The organism is Candidatus Binatia bacterium, assembly GCA_029248525.1.
Lineage (GTDB): Bacteria > Desulfobacterota > Binatia > UBA12015 > UBA12015 > UBA12015.
Genome location: JAQWJE010000014.1, coordinates 81,616 through 99,802 on the forward strand (window position 1 = coordinate 81,616; position 18,187 = coordinate 99,802).

The following is an 18,187-nucleotide window of genomic DNA, read 5'->3' on the forward strand; positions in this document are numbered from 1 at the left end:
TGCGCGGCGGAACGACTTCAGGCCCTCAGTCGTTCGCGGGCAAGCCCTGAGGCCCCCGGTGCGCTTGTCCGCGCGGAATCGCGAGCATTTGAAGCCCCCGGACGGGAAAAATCCCCGGAGCGAAGCCATCACAGGATCCGGGCACTGCCGACCCAATCGCCCCCGGCTTTGCGACGTCGCAATGTCTGATAAGATCCATTATGACAAATAGCAAGAATCGGACACGGCGCTCCTGACGGGCTGCTCCCCGGCCCCTTGACCTAAGGGATCCGCGTCTCCGCCGGACCGAACCCCGTGCCGACTTCAAGCGCCGAGCTCAACAGCTGGCGTCGAGTCTCGCTCAGTCCTCCGCTGGCGAATCAGGTGGATCGGGAACGTCGGCCATTCGCTCGCGTGCGGACTGAGCGTCAGCTGGCTGGATACGCGCCAAGGCGCTGCGCGTGCGAACGCTGTCCGGCTCGAGGCGCTGCAACTGCTCCAGATAACCCCGGGCCGCGAGTCGTCGATCCTCGTGCAAGGCAATCTCGGCGAGCAGCGACAGTACGGTACCATCCGCTGGATCCGCCTCACGCGCCCGAACGAGCAACTGGCGCGCGGCATCGGCTTGGCGGTTGCGATAATACAGCCGGCCCAAGGCTTTCAGCGCATCCGGATTCCAGGGAGAAAGCTTCAATGCCTCCTCATAGTGCCCCAGCGCGCTGCGTGGGCGCCCTTTCCGGACGGCTTCGCGGCCCATCCGCAGCAGATTGCGACTTTCGGCCGTAAACTCACGGACCTCGGCTGCCACGTGAAGCTCATCGTCCTCGAGAGCTGCCGACTTTAGCTTACCCTGTGGCCCGAGATAGGCTCTCACCAAGGCCAGAGACTCCTCCCGGTCCGAAACACCCAGGAAAACCCTTCCGAGAGAATCGACTGTATGATCCTCGCGGTGAATCCTGAGAAAGAGCTCCCGTCTCATACCTTCTCGAGCGGATCGAAGAGCTTGCGATATTCCACCAGCGCAAAGCGGTCGGTCATACCGGCAATATAATCAGCAATCACCCGTGGCTTGTCGCGCCCCTGGCTGATCTGGGCCACAATATGAGGCGGCATCTGCCGTGGCTCATCGAAATAGGCCTCGAAGATGCCCGTCATCACGGTCTTTGCCTTCACACCCATCCGTGTGACGCGGACATGGAGATAAAGCTGCTCCATCAGAAAATCCTTGAGCTCACGAATCTTGATGGCCATATCCTCGCTGTAGCGAGCCACGTTGGGGGTCGCCTGGCGCAGATCTGCGTTTGACGAAACTCCGCGGCGAGCGATCTCCTCTTCGACGTTCTGAATCAGATTGGAAACCATAGCGTCAAGAATACGTCGCACCGTCTGATAGCGCAGGATCGAAAACGGAGCGTCCGGCCAACGCTCCGAAGTGACCGCGAAATGCTCTCGCCACAAGGCGACATCCCCCATACGTTCGCGCTCCAGCATTCCCGACTGAAGTCCGTCATCGATATCATGACAGTTGTATGCGATCTCGTCGGCATGATCGGCGATCTGAGCCTCGAGGCTCGGCGCCAACCCCGGATCGAAGGCGCGCACCTGAGGACGATCGAACTCCGAGGAATGCTTTACGATTCCCTCGCGAACCTCCCAGCTCAAGTTCAACCCCGGGAATTCCGGATAGCGCTGTTCGAGTTTTTCCACGATCCGCAAACTCTGCGCGTTGTGTTCAAAACCACCAAATTCAGCCATCAATCCATCGAGAACACGCTCACCCGCATGCCCAAAAGGCGTATGACCCAGATCATGCGCAAGAACGACCGCTTCCGCGAGATCCTCATTGAGCCGCAGCGCACGCGCAATCGTGCGGCTGATCTGGGCGCCCTCCATCGTGTGCGTCAGCCGCGTCCGGTAGTAATCGCCCTCGTGGTTCACAAATACCTGAGTCTTGTACTCGAGCCGTCGGAACGCGGTCGAATGCACGATCCGATCGCGATCGCGCTGAAACGCCGTCCGCAGCGGATGCTCGGGCTCCGGATGGGCGCGCCCCCGGGAATCCGACGCCATCGAAGCCCATGGTGCCAGCGTATCCCGTTCTCGTTCTTCGTAATCCTCGCGTCGCATCCTTACCGACTCCTCGGCTCTGAGGATATCGCCTCCGCGGCGGCCTCTTTCTCAGCATGGCGTGCGGCGCGACTTGCGTCCACTCGCGCACCCAGCCGCCCCGAAAGGATCAGCCAGAGCGTCGAAATCACGAATGCCGCCAGCCCAACCCAGATCAGTCTCCGTACCCACTCCATCAATCTCAATCCTAACCGCCCCAACCCCCTTTCGGCAATCGCTCGGGCCCCAACCCGACGATTCATGTTGATGTTACCGGCAACACGCCGTAGAGGTCTCCACCACCCAAGGACCGTGACCCGGGAGACAAGACGATGAACGAGCCAAACTTACCGATCGAGCGCTTTCGCCGTACCTTTCTTCTGGCGCTGGTGGGCCTGATCACCGCGGCATTCCTATGGATGATTCGGCCCTTCCTGACGCCGCTTCTCCTTGCCGCGATCCTGACGGGCCTGAGCTACCCACTACAGCAGCGAATCTCCCGCTTCACCGGTGGTCGAACAGCGCTGGCAGCAGCTCTGACCATCCTGCTTCTCCTTTTGGTCGTGGTCGGTCCCCTGCTCGCCTTTCTCGGCGTCGTTGCAAATCAGGCAGGAGACGTCACCGCCTCGATCACACCCTGGTTGCAAGAGCAGTTGGCGGCGTCCAAGGAAGGGAATCTCAGCGCAAGATTTCCCCTCCCGGAATTTCTCGCTCCCTATCAGGCCCAAATCTACTCCAAGCTGGGTGAGCTGACCTCCCTCGTCGGGCAATTCCTTTTCGCTACCGTCACCGCAGCCACGCGCGGGACGGCCAGCTTCCTCTTTGCGCTCTTCATCATGCTCTACTCCATGTTTTTCTTCCTTCGCGACGGCGAGAGCCTCCTCAAGCAAGTGCTCTACTACATTCCGCTGCGCACACAGGACGAGCTTCGCATGGTCGAGAAGTTCGTCTCCATCACACGAGCAACTCTCAAGGGTTCTCTCGTGATCGGTGTTCTTCAGGGCGCCTTGGCAGGAAGTGCCTTTGCCGTCTCGGGCGTTCCGGCCGCAGCTTTCTGGGGGACCGTGATGGCCGTGCTGTCAACGATCCCCGGCCTCGGGGCGGCACTGGTCTGGGTGCCGGCCGCTGGATGGCTCTATGTGAGCGGTCACACAGGTGCGGCCGCGGGCCTGACGGTCTGGTGCCTCACGGTCGTCAGCATGGTCGACAACGTGGTGAGGCCTCGCGTCGTGGGTCGCGATACGCAGATGTCGGATCTTATGATCATGCTCTCGACGCTCGGCGGCCTCCTCTTGTTCGGAGCAACGGGCCTCCTGGTCGGCCCGATCCTTGCGGGACTCTTTGTCACCGTCTGGGAAATCTATGGCGAGGCATTTGCGAGCTACCTGCCGGAAGTTCACCTCACGCGAGACAACGTTCCCAAATCGGCGGACGGCTCTGCCCCTGACGCGGCCGATCCCCCGAGATCCTGAACCTAAGCGCCCACGAGGACAACGCCCGGTAGGGTCGCCACGACCACTCCTGTCCTAGGTTCCAAGCCCTAATTTCGGTTGCCAATGAGGGGTGCGTTGGATAACCTTCGCTTTGTGCGAGGGGTGCCCAACTGCCGACTTCTTGAGCAGGAGCAACCGCCGAAACCGGGCAGCAGTCGCCCTGCCCCCAGGAAAGAATAGGACGAATCAATGGCTTGGGACTTTTCTACGGATCCGGAATTTCAGGAGAAACTCGACTGGGTTGCAAAATTTTGCCGGGAGGAAATCGAACCTCTCGACCTGATTTTCCCATACGCCGTCCGCTCGAAAGATCCCAAGATCAAAGCACTCGTCAAGCCGTTACAGGATCAGGTCAAGGCTCAAGGCCTCTGGGCACTCTTTCTGGATGAGGACCTCGGCGGACCGGGATTCGGGCAGCTCAAACTCGGTCTGATCAACGAAATTCTCGGTCGCTACGGCTCAGCCCCGCAGATCTTCGGCGCCGCGGCACCCGACACCGGCAACATGGAAATGCTGGCGGCCTACGGCACCGAGGAACAGAAGGAACGTTGGCTCACGCCGATGCTGAACCAGGAACTCTGGTCCGCCTATTCCATGACCGAACCCCAGGGCGGCTCGGACCCTCGGCTCTTCAAAACCTTCGCGGAACGTGACGGCGACGAATGGGTCATCAACGGCGAGAAGTGGTTCACAAGCGCCGGGCGCGTAGCCGATATCCTCTTTGTGATGTGCACCAACGGCATGTTTGTCGTCCCCCGCAAAAGTCCGGGCGTCGAAATCATGCCCGAGCCGCGCTCCCACAACCACATCAAGTACACCGACGTTCGGGTTCCGGCGGATCACCTGCTCGGCCCGGAAGACGGTGCACGCGTCCTCGCGCAGCGCCGACTTGGAGGCGGTCGAATCCACCATGCGATGCGTACGATCGCGCAGTGCAAGCTGGCGTTCGACATGATGTGCGAGCGAGCACTCAGCCGAGAGTCACACGGCAAGGTCATCGGCGAGCATCAAATGGTTCAGGAGAAGATCGCCGAGTCCTACGCATCGATTCAAATGCTGCGACTATTCGTTCTCGAGACAGCCTGGAAGATCGACAACTCGAGCACCCAAGAGACTCGGACCGATATCGCCGCGGTAAAATATACAATGGCCAAAGTGCTGCGCGAGGTATCTTTCAACGCGCTTCATATTCTCGGATCATTGGGGACCACCAACCTCACCCCGATCCAGGCGATGTATGCTGCGGCCCCCACCATGGGTATCGCTGACGGTGTCGACGAGGTTCATAAGGCCACAGTCGCTCGCAATGTCCTGAAATCCTACACACCCCATGAGGGCTTTTTCCCAACAGAGTATTTCCCTGCCAAAAGAGAAGCCGCGTGGGAGAAGTACGAGCCCAAATTCGTCGCAGACCCCCAGCTCCGCGAAATGGCCGAGGGTTACGCAAAATATATCGCCTCGCGGACCTGATTTTTCAACGCGGAAAATTTGGCGTCCCGGCAGGTCACAACATGCCCTGCCGGGACGCCTGAATCGTTCGACAGCGATCGCGAACGACGACGGGAGGCCGCTCCAAATGAGTTATGCCGAACACCGAAGAATCATTGATGTCGACAGCCATGTCATCGAACTCGATGACTTTCTGAGCAACGCCGCCACCCCCGAGGATCTCGCGCTGCTGCCAGCCATGTCCGACCAGCAAGACCTGGCAATGTCCGACGAGGGCCTCTCCCGTGGCAAGGAGCTTTTCGCAAAGCGACAGGCAGACCCCCGCGTCATGGCCAAATTCGAGGCGAGCCTAATGCAGGCACGCGGCAATGGTTGGAGTCGCCTCGGCGCCTTCGATCCGCACGAAAGATCGCATGCCCTCGACCTGATGGGCTTCGAGCGCCAATTTATCCTGCCGACATTTTCCTTCCACCAGATCGGCCACTTGCAGGACAACGCCGCGTTGACCGCGGGTGCCCGGGCTCTGAATCGAGCCATGGGCGCCTTTTGCGCCCACGACGAACGACTGTCCGCAATCGGTTACCTGCCCCTTCGGCTGGGCCCTGAGGTCGCCGGCTCGCTTCTGCAGGAAGGCCTCGCCGCCGGCTGCTTTACGTTCATGGTCGATACCAACGAGCCTGATGACGACGCTCGCTCGTTCACGCACCCCGACTTCGATCCGGTCTGGGCCGCATTCGAAGCGGCCGGCCGGCCGTTTGTCGTTCATGTGGCCGTCAATGGCGAGTACGAGGCTGTCTCCAAAAGTTTCCAAAACAACGGCCGCGAACAACTCCAAGTCGCAGGCGATGCACCCTCGTCGCTGATCGGCTTTGTGGCCATCAAGAACAGCGCCGAACTTTTCCTCTCGGCCATGGTGCTCGACGGCGTCTTCGAGCGACATCCGGGGCTCCGAGGCATCTCCATGGAACATGGTGCCTTCTGGGTGCCGTCGTGGCTGCAGGCACTCGACTTCACGGCCAACTCGATGAAGCGCTTTGCACCGATGCCGGAGATGCCTTCCGAGACCGTGAGGCGTCATCTCAAATTCGCTCCCTTCGCCGGCGAGCCGCTGGGGTGGATCATCAAGAATATCGGGCCAGAGATGCTTGTCTTCGCATCAGACTACACACATCCCGAAGGCACCTCGGATCCGATCGGTAAATTCGAGGCCACCATGGGAGATTGCGACCAGGCCGTTTTCGACGCGTTCTATCACGGGAACATGGTCGAGATGCTCGGCCTCGACGAGTAGCCCGCCCGAGAACGCAGTCCTTTCCCGCACTCGATCCCTCGCGGACCGGGGAGCGCACAGAAAAAGAGATCCAGGCTTTGCCGGGGCGCTAAGATTTCCCGGTCAACCAACGCGCGGGTTGCTCTTCGTCGGAGAAGAGCTGCGCTTGCCATCGCTGCATCCCCGACAACCAGCGATCCACGTCAGCCCCCTTGCGCTTCACGTACTCCCCGACATCCGTGTGCGGAAGCACGTGAAATCGTTCTTCGGCAAGCGCCTCCATCACGCTATCGGCCACAGCCTCCGGCTGAAGGACGCCATCGCCGGCAGCCACATCCTTGCTGCCGGCAGCCAACTTGTCGGCGTCCGGACTGTTGAGCTCGATATTGGTCGCAACCGCCTGCGGACAAAGCACCGAGACACGAATCCCCTGATGCCCGTGCGTGATCGCGATCCACTCGGCAAGCCCGACCGCCGCGTGTTTGGTCACCGCATAATGCATGGAGCCAAATTGAGACAGAAGGCCGGCTGCTGATGCCGTGTTCAGTAGATAGCCCTCACCGCGTTTCGCCATCGACGGAATCACCGCGCGCGCCGCATAGAGATGCGCCAGGACGTGGACCTCCCACATCCGCTGCAGATCCTCGACAGGTGCCTCCAATCCGCCGATCGTCACATAGCCTGCGTTGGAGACAAATAGATCGATCGGTCCCTGATCGCGTTCGGTTGCCTCAACCAAGCCCACAATGGCCTGCTCGTCGGTCACATCCACCCCCACGCCAGTCCCGCCAATGCCGGCCGCAACCTCTTGCGCTCCGGATTCGTCAAGGTCCGCGACCACCACATGACGCGCACCTTCGCGATGGAACCTCTCAGCCAGGCTGCGCCCAATCCCGCTGGCGCCACCCGTCACAACCACAACTTTGCCTTCGACTTTCATATTCGCTCTCCCCGATTCGGTTCTCGGCCGCACCCCGAGCCTCGGCGAACCGAGTCGTCGCGGTGATCCGAGTCATCGCGGAACGATCAGGCGATCGCTCCATCCTTGCGCAGTGCGCTGATCTCAACGGGGCTGAACCCGCTTTCCTCCAGAACGGGATCCGTATCGGCCCCGGTCCAGGCCGGTGACGGTCCAGGCTCGCCAGGGGTCCGGTCCAGTCGAGGTGTCGGCACCATCTCGGGCATGGCGGCACCTTCCACGAAGGTGCCGCGCGCCACATGGTGCGGGTGCTCGCGTGCTTCGCTGAAGTTCAGGACCGGCGCAAAACACGCATCGGTCCCCTCCAGCAGTTCGCACCAATGGTCGCGCGTCTGGGTGGCGAAAATACTCGCCATCTTCTCGCGAAGTGCGGCCCATTGCTTCGGGTCGTCGCGGTCGGGCAGCTCGGCTGGGTCCAGGCCGAGCTTTTCCAGCAAGAGCGCGTAGAAATGTCCTTCGATCGGCGCCACGCTGACGTATTTTCCGTCGCTGGTCTCGTAGACATTATAATAAGGCGCGCCGCCGTCGAAAAGATTCGAGCCCATGGCGTCGGTGTGCATGCCGGACTCATGCATCGCGTAAAAAGGTGCAGCCAGAGACATCACCCCGTCGATCATGGCTGCATCCACGACCTGCCCCTTGCCGGAGCCCCGCGCTTCCAGCAATGCACAGACCACCCCGTAGGCCAGAGACATCCCGCCGCCCGCAAAGTCACCCACCACCGTCAGCGGCGGCACCGGAGGACCGCCGCGGGGCCCAATCGCCCGCACGACGCCGGTCAGTGATTCGTAGTTCAGAGAATGTCCGGCGGATTGCGCAAGCGGACCCTCCTGCCCCCAGCCCGTCAACCGGCCGTAGACCAACGCCCGGTTGCGCTGCAAAAGCACATCGGGCCCCAGACCGAGCCGCTCGACCACACCGGGACGAAAGGATTCCAGAAAGATTTCAGCTCCTTCGACAAGACGACAAACCACCTCGACACCCTGCGCACTCTTGAGGTCGACGGCAATCGACCGACGACCGCGGTCCCAGAAGTTATGAGGGCGAGCCACGGGGTCTGCCGGCACATCCGAGATCCGATCCACCCGAATCACCTCGGCGCCCATATCGCCCAGTTTCAATGTGGCAAACGGCAGAGCCCCCATCCCGGCCAACTCGATGATCTTTACTCCCTGCAGCGGTCCACCCATGAGACACTCCTTTTATTTCCCGCGGGACAGCTCCAAAAGCCCCGACCCTTCCCTTAGAGCAAATCTGGAGAAAACGACCAACCCCGCATCCATCGCAAATCCGCGAACGAACACCCGGCAAAACACGCCATCGAGCCATTTGTGCCCGGCGCGCGCACCGCACCGGTATCCTTCAGGAAGTCGGAGCCCGTCGAACAACGCCATCCGTTTCCACGTGGACCCGGTCCAGACGCAAGGATGCGATCTGCCAATGCCCCGTCTGATCGGCGCGATAGCGTTCCCGGTACCAGCCGAATCCGTGAATACAGGCACCGCCCTGGTCCTCGGGAAACCACAACCGGTCCTCCATGGCCCAGACGCCCGATGCGCGATCCGGTTCGGTAATATCGATCTCATGGGTATGCCCGTGATGAACGGTGCGCACGCCGGCGAGAATCGGCGCCAGAAAGGCGCAGAAGGCAGCGCCGCCTTCGAGCAAGGGCGCCCCGTCCGCAGTCGTGTCGATCGATGCGTCGAGGGTGAATAGTTGCTCCATCATAGGCCAATCCTGCCCATCAAGCGCCCTGAAATACCGGGCCTTGAGATGCCGGATAGCCTCGATCGCCACAAGATCGTCCAACGTCATTTCGTTCACCCCTTCGCCGCTGCAGGGGATCATTTTGGCGGCCTCCGCGCAAAGGACCATGAATCGGCCCGCCCTTGGAGTCGGGGTGCTCCATTGACGGTCCCCCAGCCTTCCGGCAACAATAGACCGTGAGCCGAGCCAACCCAGCGATGCGAAGTATGATTTTGGGAGCGACCATCGCACTTACCCTGTGCGGCGGCATCTCGTCCGGCGCTGCCGAGGTGGCCGAGGTGGCCGGCGGAACCGCGGTCCGCAATCCCCACGGGGCAAACCTTGCAGCCGCTGCAGCCGGTGCGATCGCGAAGTCCGAGTCCCTCTTTCCGCTCGAGTCTGCGGGCGTGCCAATCGAGCCGGGCGTGCAGCTTCTCTACCCGGCTGATCAGACTCTTTTTCCACCCGATATCGTCTCCCCGACGTTCCTGTGGCGCCCTGGATTTCCGACAAAAGGCCCCTGGGAGGTCACGGTGATCGACGATTCCGGGCGCCCCTTCGTGCGCGAGCGTACCGAGCATCCGAAGTGGCTTCCTGAAAGAGATCTCTGGAATGAGATCAAGCGGGTCAGCACCGGACAGAACGTCGAAGTGCGCGTCCGTAATCTCGGATCCGGCAGCGGCGAGGATTCCGCAACGGAGACTGCGGCCACATCGTCGACGATCAGAATCAGCACATCGACCGACCCCGTCGGGGATTCGCTTTTCTACCGCGAAGTCCCTCTGCCCTTCTTGAAGGCAGTTCAGGATCCGTCCAAAATCCGTTGGCGCTACGGCACAATCGACATGGAAGATGGCCCGCCGATCGTTCTGGAAAATCTGCCGGTTTGCGGCAATTGCCATTCCTTCGCCGACAATGGCTCGGTGCTGGGACTCGACGTCGACTATGGCAACGACAAGGGCGGTTACGGCTTGCTGCCGGTGTCCTCCCATATGGTGATGGACGACGAAAGCATCATCTCCTGGTCGGACTACAAACGCGACGATGGTGAGCTGACTTTCGGATTGCTCTCGCGCGTTTCGCCCACCGGGCGCTATGTGATCAGTACGGTGAAAGACCGCTCGGTCTTCGTCGCTCGCGACGAGCTCATGATCTCCCAGCTCTTTTTCCCCATCAAGGGCATTCTTGTCGTGCACGACCGCGAGACGGGCAAGTTTTTTGCCCTGCCGGGCGCCGATGACCCGCGCTACGTGCAGACCAATCCGGTCTGGAGTCCTGACGGGAAAGAGATCCTCTTCGCCCGTACCGAGGCCCATCCTGACGACAAACTCGATCGCCCCAAGGCAGCTCTGCTGGATTTCAGCGATGTGCGCGAGTTCACCCGGGACGGCGAACCCTTCCGATACGACCTCTACCGAATCCCCTTCAACGCAGGAGAAGGCGGCACGCCCCTCCCGGTCGAAGGCGCGTCCGCCAACGGGATGAGCAACTACTTCCCGAAGTACTCACCGGACGGGAAATGGATCGTCTTCACCCAGTCCCGGGACTATATGCTGCTGCGGCCGGACAGCGAACTTTTCATCATACCGGCAGCCGGAGGACCGGCACGACGGTTGCGGTACAACACGGACCGCATGAACTCGTGGCATAGCTGGTCGTCGAACAGTCGTTGGCTGGTATTTTCGTCCAAACAAAACGGGCCCTACACCCAGATGTGGCTCACGCATATTGACGCCGAAGGCAACGATACGCCGCCGGTGGTGCTGGACCGCTTCACGGACAGCGATCGAGCCGCCAACATTCCCGAGTTCGTCAATCTTCCCGGCGATGCGATCGCGGAGATTCGCGAAGAGTTCCTCGACCCGTACTCCTTTCTTCGTGCGGGTACGGCAAACGAGCGCACCGGCGACTACGTCGGCGCCGAACGAGCCTTTCGACGCGGGCTCGGGATCGCCCCCGAAGACCCCGACCTGCGCAACTCGCTGGGTTGGACCCTTTTCCAGACCGAGCGAACGCCAGAGGCGCTTATCGAGTACCGACGAGCCCTCAAGGCGGATCCCGACCACTCTCGCGCCCACAATAACCTGGCGCTCGCGCTTTTGGAGTTGGGGAACTTCACGGAGGCACTACGGCACCTGCAGCAATCGGCTCAGCTGGAGCCCCGCTGCGAGGTTTTCGCTGACCTCGGGCTGCTTCAGGACCAGCTCGGGCGAGAGGATCTGGCCCGGGAAAGCTACGAGAAGGCTTTTGCTCTCGGCGACATCTGTCCGCAACCCCGCATGAATCTAGCCTCGATGCTCATGGAGGACGGCGCGTACGAAGAGGCGGTGGTCCACTACCGAAAGGCTGTTGCCATCAAGCCCGGGGCTCAGGCCTATACCGGCTTGGGATTTGCTCTCGACCAACTTGGGCAGTCCGACGAAGCAACAGCCGCTCATGAGAGCGCGGTCGCACTCGACCCCCAACTCGAGCAGGCACATCGGAATCTTGCACTGAACCATGCGCGAAAAAATCAGCTGGAGAAGGCCGTCGTTTCCTACCAGCGAGCCATCGCCTTGAACCCGCGGGTCTCGACCTATTATTCGCTCGCGGGAGTCCTGCGCGCACTCGGACGCGAAAAAGAGGCCGAGATCGAGTACGACAACGCCCGAGCCCTCTCGAAACGACAACCACAAGCCTCTTAGAGTCCAATCAAAAGCCCCGAATAATCGAGCACCCCCAAGCAAATCGCAGTTGCTTTCGGCACCCGATGATGTCACATTTTGAGAATGATGATGCGGATGTTGGCGCTTGTGACGGTTCTCCTTTTTTCCAGTAGCTGCGGTGACAGCGACGGTGGTGGTAATACCATCACCGTGAACCCGGGCGAGTCCCTGCAGGAAGCTGTCGATGCCGCGCCTGCAGGCAGTCGGATTCTGGTGAATCCGGGTACCTACGTAGCGTCGCACAACGGCCAGGCTGCGGTTCTGATCGAGAAATCCCTGCACCTGATCGCCAATGTGGTCGACGGCGAGACGGCGATTATCGTCCCCGGCCCCGGCAACACCGAAGGCATTCTGGTTCAGGGCACCGAAGACGCATTCGTCGAAGATGTCGTCATCCGCAATTTCAGCATTCAGGGTTTTGAGGAGAACGGAATCTGGACCCGTTACGTGGATGGATTCGAGATCACGGACAACGATGTTGGCGACAGCGACCATGTCGGAATTTACCCGACGCTCTCGGCTAACGGTCTCGTGCGTGACAATATCGCGTACGGCGGCACCGACAGTGCACTCTGGGTGACAGGGGCCGAAGATATTCGCGTCATCAACAACACCGTGCATACCTCGCCCACGGGCCTCGAAGTCACTGTTTCGGAACGCATCGAGATGGTCGAGAACGTCGCCTACAACAACGTCGTCGGGATCGGTCTCTACCACGATAACGACGCAGGCATTAACCCCGAGGACGGATTGGGGTACCAGGGATTGACCGGTCTGGTCGCCCGCAACAACGTCTACAACAACAATCTGCAGAACCCGGCGACCGGCGGCGTCGTTGCCGACCTGCCCACCGGCCTCGGCATTCTGGTTCTTGGAAATGATGGGGCCGATATTCAGGACAATACCGTAACCGACAACGGGTTTGCCGGGCTGGTTCTGATCGACTGGTGTCTGGCCACCGAGCGCGAAGATGACGACTGCAAACCCGACGACGTTCGGATCGTCGGAAATACGGTGACGGGCAACGGCACCAATCCGCCCGAGCACCCCTTCGCCGGGCTCGCCAGTGACGTCATCGTGCTCAGTGCCGGCGAGCGCAATTGCATGGCCGACAATACCTATGGGACGACGCTCACCCCGGCCGAGGTTGATGCGATCACCGAACCAAGCTGCCCGCCGGTGGGTGGGTAACCAGCGCAAAACCAAGGCCCTGCGATTCAAGGAATTGCACCGCAGGCACCACTGAGGTCCGGGAACAAAGGCAAGCTGGTTCGATCGCGTTGGGCGAATGCGCAGCGCCGTCGTCGCGAGGCGACGGGGGAAGACTAGCAAGCGCCATGAGGCGGGGCTGAAAAAACCGACTCCCCCGAGACCTCTCGCCGGTAAGTGGTGCGATCCGCGGTCGCGGCCTGGGCCAAGCCCGATCCGATGAGCCACGGTATAGGCGGGTCGACAACCCGAGTGGACCGGAGACGTGCGCCGGATTGTACACCCGAGTTGCTTCAGTCTAAGCTCGGCGGATGGTCCGATTACCGCCTGCAGGGTTCGCCATATTGCTCACATTACTTGCCGCTTGCGGTGACTCAGGCCAGAGCCGCCCGCCTGTCTATGATTTCACACCGGCGGATGAGGTCATCGAGAACTTCCTCGAGGAAACGCCGAGGCTCGAGGGGGCCAATCTCATTATCGTGCATCGTGACCACGGTATCCTTCATCACAGTAGTTATGGCGGGTTCGATCGAGACCGGATCTCGCTGGTTGCGTCGTCTTCCAAAAGCGTGACGGCCGCGGTCCTGATGGCCCTCGAGGACCAGGGCCTCCTCGATACGAACGAACCCATTCAAGACTATTTGGGGTGGGAAGGCATCTACCCGGACGTATCCGTAGTCCAGCTCCTCTCCAACAGCTCCGGACTCGTCGGACTGGGTCCGAACGTCGCCTATGCCCCCTACCTGTGCCAATTCCTGTGGTGGCTGGATCTGGCTTCGTGCGGCGAACAGATCTTCACCTCACCCGAATCAGCACCTGATGTCCTGCCCCCGGACACCGTCTATCGCTACGGTGGCGGCCAGTGGCAAGTTGCCGGCGCAGTGGCCGAAACTGTCAGCGGGCAAAGCTGGGCTGAGCTGTTCGAGGAAATTTTGATCGATCCCTGCGGGCTCGAAAATTCCGGCTACAACAATCACTATGTGCAGTTCTCCGGCGACGATTCGGTTGCTTACCCTCGTGATTTCCTGGCAAATCCGGACAACCTGTCGCCGACCGAAAATCCCAACATGGAAGGTGGGCTGTGGACGACCACTCGTGACTACGGGGAGTTGCTATTGATGCAATTACGTGGCGGGACCTGTGGCGAGAATCGCGTCCTGTCGCAGGAGTCTGTCAACAAGATGCTCTCCAACAGAATCTACGATGCCTACGGAGGCAACACAGGCGGAAGTGGGGGCTACGGATTGGGCTGGTGGACCTGGCCCCAACCCAGCGACGTCCGCTCGGACCCGGGTGCCTATGGATCCTATCCATGGATCGATCGAGAAAGGGGCTACGCGGCATTTTTGATTATCGAGGATCGTGCCAACACGGGCGCTCAGATCGCAGAAGGCCTGATCCCGGCAGTACAGTTCGCCATCGAAAACCCGGAGTAAAGCGGGTAGCGCACGCAATCCCCGTCAATACCGGCAACCTGCCATAAACCGATCAGCTTTCGGAGACTAAAACTGGCTCAGCTTCCAAGGTACGCCGAAAACATGGCTTGCCGGCACTTGCGATGCTGGCCGACTCCGCGATGATTGAAAGGTGCCCGAGGGACCTGAAACCAGACGTGCAGCCGACAGATTGGCGCGGGTCCTTGTTACAGATCAAACCGTGGAGCTCAACTTCCCTCACCCGAATCTAACGCCGTGGCGCGACGAGCTGGCCCAGAGCCGGATCCTCGAGGTGACCAGCCGGGGCAAAGCCCTCCTGATTCGCTTCGAGAACGGGCTGACTTTTTACAGCCACAGCCAGCTATACGGCCGTTGGACCGTGCAGCGCCGCGACAGGGTATTCAAAACCGGGCGAAGCCTCCGAGCCGAGTTCCTGACCCCCACCCACACGGCACGTCTCTGGTCGGCTACCGAAGTTCGTGTCCTCTCCCCGGGAGAGGAAGCTACCGACCCTTTCCTCAGCAAATTGGGCCCCGACGTTCTCGATACGTCCAGCACGCCCCGGCGCTTACTCGCGCAGCTCGATAAACACGCCCGAAAGTCAGGCGCGCATATGATGCTGGATCAAAGTGTTTTCGCGGGATTGGGTAACTACCTGCGTTCCGAGATCCTGTTTGAAGCCGGCGTGTATCCAGACGACCGACCCATCGACCTCGAGCCCGAACAAAGACTAAAATGGGCGCAGGCGATCCGCCGTGTCACTCGCCGGGCCTACCGAGAGGCAGGCGTCACCGTGCCAGCCGCAGTCGCGAAGCAAGGGAAATCAGCTGGCGAACCCCGGCGCACCTGGAGGCATTGGGTATTTTGCCGCAACGACAAAGCTTGCCGGGTATGCAACACAACGATCGAGAGGCGGCGTTATGGGGGCCGGCGCCTCGACTTCTGTCCGACCTGCCAACCCGCCCGGCGATTAGCCGACAAAAAAACCAAATCCGGAAAACCGCGGAGGGCGAATTGAGAACACTCGCCCTGATCCTCGGTGATCAGCTCGACCCTCGCTACCTTGAGGCACTCGAATTGAAGCGAGACCGAGACTGTCTCCTCATGGTCGAAAGCCGACCTTCCTCGGAGCAACCTGCGAGCCATATCCAACGGTCCGCCCTATTCCTCTCGGCCATGCGTCATTATGCTCGCGACCGCATCAAGGAGGGCTGGAGCGTGATCTACCGCGACCTGAGGCATCCGGCGGCCCACGGTTCGATCACAGCCGCCATTCCGGATGCAATATCCGAAAGCGGAGCCAACGCTGTCGCCAGTATCCAGCCGGGATCCTGGGCGACCTTGCGTTCCCTCGAGGCAGCGTGCGGCAAGGCTGGCATACCCCTCCGAATCGAGGATGACTCCCATTTCCTCTCTACCCCCGAAGAGTTCGAGAGCTGGGCCGAGGGAAGAAAAACTTTGGTCATGGAGTATTTCTATCGAGAGCAACGCCGGCGGCATGACGTCCTTGTCGATGAAAACGGAAAACCCGAAGGAGGGAGCTGGAATTTCGACAAGGAAAATCGCAAAAATTTTCGCTCGGCCCCCGAGGTTGCTCCGCGCCTGCGTTTTCGACCCGACAAGATCACCAAGGAGGTCCTCGGCGACCTGGGCGAGTTGTTGCCCGAGCTGCCGGGCTCTGCAGCAAACTTCTGCTGGCCGGTCACGAGGCGTCAGTCACTGCGCCTTCTGGACGATTTTGTGAACCATCACCTGGCTTCTTTTGGCGATTATCAGGACGCCATGTGGAGCGGTGAGGATACCCTGCACCACTCGCTGCTTGCCGCGGCCCTCAATCTCAAATTGCTCGACCCGCGTGAGGTGATCGCCGCCGCCATCGAGGCCTGGAAGATCGGTTCAGCACCCCTGAATGCGGTTGAGGGATTCGTGCGACAAATACTCGGATGGCGCGAATTCATTCGTGGAATCTACTTTTTTGCCGGCGAGGATTACTCCCAACTGAATGCAATGCAGGAGACCGGAGCGCTGCCTGAATTTTACTGGGACGCGAATACGGATATGGCTTGCCTTGCCGATGCGCTGCGTAGCGTTCACGACAATGCCTACGGCCACCACATCGAACGGCTGATGGTCACAGGCAATTTTGCGATGATGGCCGGGGTCGAGCCGCAACAAGTTCTCGACTGGTATCTCGGCATGTACGCCGATGCTGTGGAGTGGGTCACCACGCCCAACACCATCGGTATGGCCCTTCATGCAGACGGAGGACTGGTCGGCAGCAAGCCCTACGCGGCCAGTGGCCGCTATATCCACCGAATGAGCAATCATTGCAGCGGTTGCCGTTACGACCCCAAGGCACGTCAGGGCGAGGACGCCTGCCCATTCACCGTGTTCTTTTGGGACTTTCTCGCCAGACATGAAGGCAACTTCCGCAAAAACCCCCGCATGTCGATGATGCTTCGGAACCTCGACCGGATCGAACCGGCAGAAATCGAGGGAATACGTACCCAGGCCCGCACGCTGAGAACACGCTTCGGGGTCGCATAGCTGGCCGTTTTGGTGCTCCGAACCAGCTGTACTCCCCAGAGCCCCAAGCGAACTCCTTGTTACTTGAGAGCACCCGATAGATTTTTTTTCCCTGCTTTTTCAATTGGTTATGTGATTCCCTGCTGATTTAATCGGTTAAGCGGGCACTTCGCGCTTGACGAATGCCTCGGGAGCACTAGGGTTGTCCGTGAACGTTTTGGACGTTTTGGGGACTAACTAGAGGGAGAATGAAATGATAAAGTTTTGGAAACACTCGTTGTTGGCGGTGGCTTTGGTCGTCGGTACTGTCGCTTGCGGAGACTCGACAAAGCCGGCGCCCGAGCCGAATATCGTCGAGGTCGCACGCGCAGCAGGCGACTTTACAGTTCTGGTCGGCGCCCTCGAGGCAACTGGTCTGGACGAGACTCTCTCCGGAGACGGCCCCTTCACCGTATTCGCGCCTACAGATAATGCGTTTGCACTTCTTCCCGAAGGCTTGGTTGGCTCCCTGTCCACATCGGAACTGTCCGGCCTTCTAGCCTACCACGTCGTGGCAGGTGCGGTTGATGCCGCGACCGTTGTGACGCTGACGGAAGCAACCTCCGTGGAAGGTAGCCCGATCTTTATTCAGGTAGAAAATGGTACCGTCGTTCTCGATGGCCGAGTTCAAGTGATCGTCACGGATATTCAAGCCTCCAACGGAATCATTCATGTCGTCGATGCCGTCATGGTGCCCGGGAATGCATTTCCCAGCACGATCGTTGGCACCCTGGCTGCCTCGCCTCGTTTCGCGGCCCTCGTGGACGCAGTAGTGGTGGGAGAACTCGCCGAAGCGCTGAGCAGCGACAATGGCGGGCTCGGATTCACCCTGTTCGCACCTACGAATGATGCTTTCGAGGCATTGGGACCCGTCGACCTCACGCTTGAGCAGCTTCAGGCAGTTCTACTCTATCATGCAGCAAGCGGAGAGGTTCCGGCGGAAGTCATCGTCACCCTCTCGTCGGTCGAGACCCTCGAAGGTAGCGACGTGAGCATTGAAGTCGAAGGCAATGCTGTGATCCTGAACGGTTCCGCCCGAGTCGAGTGGGTCAATCTTCAGACCACCAACGGCATCGTCCACGTGATCAGTGAAGTCCTGATTCCGTAAACACCTCGGCCTTGCCCCGCGGATGCCCGGATCGACGCCTGCGTCGAGTCCGGGCATCTCGTGGCCGGCGATTTCCGCAGACTCAAGCTAACCTCACCTGCCGAGGTCCCGATCAGTCGAGACGATGGCGGATCCAATACCC

At 60.4% G+C, this 18,187-nt stretch carries 14 protein-coding genes; 9 read left to right on the top strand and 5 right to left on the bottom strand.

Going from position 1 to position 18,187, the window contains the following annotated elements:
• Positions 1 to 340 precede the first annotated feature (340 nt).
• Together P8K07_03655 and P8K07_03660 are read right to left on the bottom strand one after the other, a co-directional pair.
• Positions 341 to 958 carry a tetratricopeptide repeat protein gene (locus tag P8K07_03655; protein ID MDG1957616.1) on the bottom strand — a complete coding sequence of 206 codons (618 nt, stop codon included), beginning with the start codon at positions 956 to 958 and terminating at the stop codon, positions 341 to 343.
• Complete coding sequence (locus P8K07_03660; GenBank protein MDG1957617.1) at positions 955 to 2,106, bottom strand: deoxyguanosinetriphosphate triphosphohydrolase; 1,152 nt, start codon at positions 2,104 to 2,106, stop codon at positions 955 to 957. The genes P8K07_03655 and P8K07_03660 overlap by 4 nt, the downstream gene beginning before the upstream one ends.
• Positions 2,107 to 2,417: 311 nt before the next feature.
• Between P8K07_03660 and P8K07_03665 the strand changes: the two genes are divergently transcribed.
• The 3 genes from P8K07_03665 to P8K07_03675 all read left to right on the top strand — a co-directional run bounded on the left by P8K07_03665 (position 2,418) and on the right by P8K07_03675 (position 6,318).
• Positions 2,418 to 3,557: an AI-2E family transporter gene (locus P8K07_03665; protein MDG1957618.1), complete on the top strand. Its 1,140-nt coding sequence runs from the start codon at positions 2,418 to 2,420 to the stop codon at positions 3,555 to 3,557.
• A 210-nt stretch (positions 3,558 to 3,767) separates the two neighbouring features.
• Positions 3,768 to 5,048 carry an acyl-CoA dehydrogenase family protein gene (locus tag P8K07_03670; GenBank protein MDG1957619.1) on the top strand — a complete coding sequence of 427 codons (1,281 nt, stop codon included), beginning with the start codon at positions 3,768 to 3,770 and terminating at the stop codon, positions 5,046 to 5,048.
• Between the two features lie 106 nt (positions 5,049 to 5,154).
• Entirely contained in the window at positions 5,155 to 6,318 is a 1,164-nt protein-coding gene (locus tag P8K07_03675; protein MDG1957620.1) for an amidohydrolase family protein, read from the top strand.
• An 88-nt stretch (positions 6,319 to 6,406) separates the two neighbouring features.
• Here P8K07_03675 and P8K07_03680 read toward each other — a convergent pair whose 3' ends face one another.
• From P8K07_03680 to P8K07_03690, 3 genes are all read right to left on the bottom strand, one after another.
• On the bottom strand, positions 6,407 to 7,237 hold the full coding sequence (locus tag P8K07_03680; GenBank protein ID MDG1957621.1) for an SDR family NAD(P)-dependent oxidoreductase: 831 nt from the start codon (positions 7,235 to 7,237) through the stop codon (positions 6,407 to 6,409).
• An 86-nt stretch (positions 7,238 to 7,323) separates the two neighbouring features.
• Positions 7,324 to 8,466, bottom strand: a complete 1,143-nt coding sequence (locus P8K07_03685) for a CaiB/BaiF CoA-transferase family protein (protein MDG1957622.1) — start codon at positions 8,464 to 8,466, stop codon at positions 7,324 to 7,326.
• A gap of 172 nt (positions 8,467 to 8,638) precedes the next feature.
• Complete coding sequence (locus P8K07_03690) at positions 8,639 to 9,091, bottom strand: nuclear transport factor 2 family protein (GenBank protein ID MDG1957623.1); 453 nt, start codon at positions 9,089 to 9,091, stop codon at positions 8,639 to 8,641.
• A gap of 149 nt (positions 9,092 to 9,240) precedes the next feature.
• Here P8K07_03690 and P8K07_03695 point away from each other — a divergent pair, with 149 nt between their 5' ends.
• The 6 genes from P8K07_03695 (at position 9,241) to P8K07_03720 (ending at position 18,045) form a co-directional block, all read left to right on the top strand.
• Complete coding sequence (locus tag P8K07_03695) at positions 9,241 to 11,706, top strand: tetratricopeptide repeat protein (GenBank protein MDG1957624.1); 2,466 nt, start codon at positions 9,241 to 9,243, stop codon at positions 11,704 to 11,706.
• A gap of 84 nt (positions 11,707 to 11,790) precedes the next feature.
• Positions 11,791 to 12,918 (top strand): right-handed parallel beta-helix repeat-containing protein, encoded by a 1,128-nt coding sequence (locus P8K07_03700; GenBank protein ID MDG1957625.1) that lies wholly within the window; start codon positions 11,791 to 11,793, stop codon positions 12,916 to 12,918.
• Positions 12,919 to 13,280: 362 nt separating this feature from the next.
• The gene (locus P8K07_03705; protein ID MDG1957626.1) at positions 13,281 to 14,372 is read left to right on the top strand and encodes a serine hydrolase; all 1,092 of its coding nucleotides are present in this window, start codon (positions 13,281 to 13,283) and stop codon (positions 14,370 to 14,372) included.
• Between the two features lie 151 nt (positions 14,373 to 14,523).
• Positions 14,524 to 15,390 (top strand): endonuclease VIII, encoded by an 867-nt coding sequence (nei, locus tag P8K07_03710; protein MDG1957627.1) that lies wholly within the window; start codon positions 14,524 to 14,526, stop codon positions 15,388 to 15,390.
• Entirely contained in the window at positions 15,387 to 16,919 is a 1,533-nt protein-coding gene (locus tag P8K07_03715) for a cryptochrome/photolyase family protein (GenBank protein MDG1957628.1), read from the top strand. The genes nei and P8K07_03715 overlap by 4 nt, the downstream gene beginning before the upstream one ends.
• A gap of 232 nt (positions 16,920 to 17,151) precedes the next feature.
• Positions 17,152 to 18,045 carry a fasciclin domain-containing protein gene (locus P8K07_03720; protein ID MDG1957629.1) on the top strand — a complete coding sequence of 298 codons (894 nt, stop codon included), beginning with the start codon at positions 17,152 to 17,154 and terminating at the stop codon, positions 18,043 to 18,045.
• Positions 18,046 to 18,187: the final 142 nt, after the last annotated feature.

Bases quoted from the DNA above. Each gene is read 5' to 3' on its own strand.
- P8K07_03685 (MDG1957622.1), bottom strand. From the start codon at position 8,466: ATGGGTGGACCGCTGCAGGGAGTAAAGATCATCGAGTTGGCCGGGATG.
- P8K07_03680 (MDG1957621.1), bottom strand. From the start codon at position 7,237: ATGAAAGTCGAAGGCAAAGTTGTGGTTGTGACGGGTGGCGCCAGCGGG.
- P8K07_03670 (MDG1957619.1), top strand. From the start codon at position 3,768: ATGGCTTGGGACTTTTCTACGGATCCGGAATTTCAGGAGAAACTCGAC.
- P8K07_03700 (MDG1957625.1), top strand. From the start codon at position 11,791: ATGATGATGCGGATGTTGGCGCTTGTGACGGTTCTCCTTTTTTCCAGT.
- P8K07_03695 (MDG1957624.1), top strand. From the start codon at position 9,241: ATGCGAAGTATGATTTTGGGAGCGACCATCGCACTTACCCTGTGCGGC.
- P8K07_03690 (MDG1957623.1), bottom strand. From the start codon at position 9,091: ATGACGTTGGACGATCTTGTGGCGATCGAGGCTATCCGGCATCTCAAG.
- P8K07_03665 (MDG1957618.1), top strand. From the start codon at position 2,418: ATGAACGAGCCAAACTTACCGATCGAGCGCTTTCGCCGTACCTTTCTT.
- P8K07_03655 (MDG1957616.1), bottom strand. From the start codon at position 958: ATGAGACGGGAGCTCTTTCTCAGGATTCACCGCGAGGATCATACAGTC.
- P8K07_03660 (MDG1957617.1), bottom strand. From the start codon at position 2,106: ATGCGACGCGAGGATTACGAAGAACGAGAACGGGATACGCTGGCACCA.
- P8K07_03720 (MDG1957629.1), top strand. From the start codon at position 17,152: ATGATAAAGTTTTGGAAACACTCGTTGTTGGCGGTGGCTTTGGTCGTC.
- P8K07_03675 (MDG1957620.1), top strand. From the start codon at position 5,155: ATGAGTTATGCCGAACACCGAAGAATCATTGATGTCGACAGCCATGTC.